Source organism: Thauera aromatica (assembly GCF_023093595.1).
GTDB lineage: Bacteria > Pseudomonadota > Gammaproteobacteria > Burkholderiales > Rhodocyclaceae > Thauera > Thauera aromatica_A.
Genome location: NZ_JALLIK010000044.1, coordinates 1 through 2,859, shown reverse-complemented (window position 1 = coordinate 2,859; position 2,859 = coordinate 1). Strand labels below are relative to the sequence as shown.

Annotated in this window: 3 protein-coding genes; all 3 read left to right on the top strand. The window is 63.3% G+C overall.

Annotation, left to right across the window (positions count from 1 at the left end; genetic code table 11):
- The first annotated feature begins 240 nt into the window (after window positions 1-240).
- A complete protein-coding gene (locus MXC99_RS00535) occupies window positions 241-504 on the top strand; it encodes an Hpt domain-containing protein (protein WP_247723692.1) in 264 nt (87 codons plus the stop codon).
- A 94-nt stretch (window positions 505-598) separates the two neighbouring features.
- Window positions 599-1,483 (top strand): glucose-1-phosphate thymidylyltransferase RfbA, encoded by an 885-nt coding sequence (gene rfbA, locus MXC99_RS00530; protein ID WP_247723691.1) that lies wholly within the window; start codon window positions 599-601, stop codon window positions 1,481-1,483.
- Between the two features lies 1 nt (window position 1,484).
- Entirely contained in the window at window positions 1,485-2,531 is a 1,047-nt protein-coding gene (gene galE / locus MXC99_RS00525) for a UDP-glucose 4-epimerase GalE (RefSeq protein ID WP_348772075.1), read from the top strand.
- Window positions 2,532-2,859 lie beyond the last annotated feature (328 nt).

Sequence of the window (2,859 nt, the reverse complement as noted above, 5' to 3'; positions counted from 1 at the left end):
GCGATCACCTGTTGTTCCTCGACAGCCGGCAGCTCATCGAACAGGCTGGCCGGCGATCCGTTATGACGTTCGGTCTCGTTCATGTCTCGGAGCATGCCAGTCCCAGCACAACCTGGCCAGATTGGAGAAAAACTCTCACGCTCTCAGCCCCCATTCGTCTCTCCACCGCGCAATGCACTCGCCTGGCCCAGCATTGCGGGCATCGACAGCGAACTCGCCGCCAACCTGATGGGAGGCGATGTGAAGTTCTTCCGTCAGATGCTGATGATGTTCGCCGAATCCAACCGCGACACCCTGGCGCAGCTGAAGGCTCGGCTCGCGGCGGGCGAGCACGAGCAGGCCGCACGGCTGGCGCATCAGCTCAAGGGGGTGTCGGCCAACATCGCCGCGGTGGCGCTGAGCCAGGCCGCCCACGATCTCGAGCGGGCGATCCTGCAGCGCACGCACGATCTCGATCCCCTGTTCGATCGCGTGGCTGATGAACTGACCACGATCCTCGGATGACCCAGGGGCAGCATCGCGCGTCTGAAACCACACCGTTTGCGCAACATGCCCGGTCTTTGCCGCGGCGACGCGCCGACATTCTGGAGTACCCATCATGCAACAACGCAAAGGCATCATCCTCGCCGGCGGTTCCGGCACCCGGCTGTATCCGGCCACGCTGGCGGTTTCCAAGCAGCTGCTGCCGATCTATGACAAGCCGATGGTGTATTACCCGCTCAGCACCCTGCTGCTGGCGGGCATCCGCGACATCCTGCTGATCTCCACGCCGCAGGACACGCCACGCTTCAGACAGCTGCTCGGTGACGGCAGCCAGTGGGGCATCTCGCTGTCCTATGCGGTGCAGCCTTCGCCGGATGGGCTGGCCCAGGCCTTCCTGATCGGCGAGTCATTCCTGGCCGGTGCCCCCTGCGCGCTGGTGCTGGGCGACAACATCTTCCATGGCCATGATTTTGCCGCACTGCTCAGGAGCGCGACGGCCCGCGAACAGGGCGCCACGGTGTTCGCCTATGCGGTGCAGGACCCTGAGCGCTATGGCGTAGCCGAGTTCGATGCCGGAGGCAGGGTGCTGAGCATCGAGGAAAAACCGGCCCGGCCGAAATCGCGTTATGCGGTGACCGGTCTGTACTTCTATGATGAGCAGGTGGTCGGGTTGGCTCGCCAGGTACGACCTTCGGCGCGGGGCGAACTGGAGATCACCGATCTGAACCGGCTTTATCTCGAGCGTGGCGAACTGCGGGTGGAACTGATGGGGCGCGGCTTCGCCTGGCTGGATACCGGCACTCACGAGAGCATGCTGGAGGCCAGCCAGTTCATCCAGACCATCGAGCGTCGGCAGGGGCTGAAGGTCGCGGCACCCGAGGAGATCGCCTGGCGCAATGGCTGGATCGACGACGACGCCCTGTGCGCGCTGGCGGCGCCGATGGCCAAGAACGGCTATGGCCAGTATCTGTTTGGCCTGCTGCAGGAACGGGTGTTCTGAAATGGGCATGATGGGCCAGGCGATCCTGGTTACCGGCGGGGCCGGCTACATCGGTTCGCATACCACCCTGACCCTGCTCGAGGCGGGTCATGAAGTGGTGGTGCTGGACAATTTGAGCAACAGTTCGGCCGAGTCGCTGCGGCGGGTCGAGCGCATCTGCGGACGGGCGCCGCGCTTCGTGCAGGGCGACATCCGCGACCGCCCGCTGCTCGATCGTCTGTTTGCCGAACATCACTTCGAGGCGGTGATGCACTTTGCCGGCCTAAAGGCAGTCGGCGACAGCGTGCGTGATCCGCTCACCTATTACGAGAACAATGTGGCGGGCAGCGTCACGCTGTGCCAGGCGATGGCGGCAGCCGGAGTGTTCTCGCTGGTCTTCAGCTCGTCGGCCACGGTGTATGGCGAGCCCGACAAGGTACCGATCCAGGAAGACTGCCCGACCGGCACGCCGGCTAGCCCATATGGCCGTTCCAAGCTGATGGTCGAGCTGGTGCTGGCCGACCTGGCTGCCTCCGATCCACGCTGGCGGATCGCCCTGCTGCGCTATTTCAATCCGGTGGGCGCTCATCCGAGCGGCCTGATCGGCGAGGATCCCGAAGGCATCCCCAACAACCTGCTGCCCTACATCGCCCAGGTGGCGATCGGCAAGCTCGAATCGCTGGCGGTGTTCGGTAATGATTACCCCACCCGCGACGGTACCGGGGTTCGCGACTACATCCATGTGCTCGATCTGGCCGAAGGCCATCTGAAGGCCCTGCAGGCGATGTCGCAGCGCAACGGCGTGCACATCTGGAACCTCGGCACTGGCCGGGGCTGCAGCGTGCTGGAGATGGTGCAGGCCTTCGAGCGCGCCTGCGGCCGCCCGATCCCGTTCCATTTCGCGCCACGTCGCGCGGGCGACATCGCCGAATACTGGGCCGATCCGGCCAAGGCCGAGCGCGAACTGGGCTGGAAGGCTCATCGTGATCTGGATGCGATGATGGCCGACACTTGGCGCTGGCAGTCGGTCAATCCGCAGGGCTATCGTAGTCGAGAATTATGGAAATGATCTTGGAGTCTCCCGAGCGCTAACTTCAGCTAGATAGTGTCGTCACGAGACGCTCCTCCAAGGTAAGCTTCGGAGTATGAAGACACCCACTGCAAGCCCGCTCCATGCGCATCGGCGCCACGACATTTCCGACCAAGTCTGGCTGTTACTCGAGCCCCTGTTGCCCGGACGGCGAGGCGTCTGGGGAGGGATTGGCAAAGATAACCGTTTGTTTATCAACCTAGAAACCTCAGTTGGTGAGGTGCAGTTTGCCCGTAATACTGGCAGGCTAAGGGTTTGGCGTTGATCAAGGAAGTCACCCGATGGGTGAGTCGAAATTGAAGCGTTC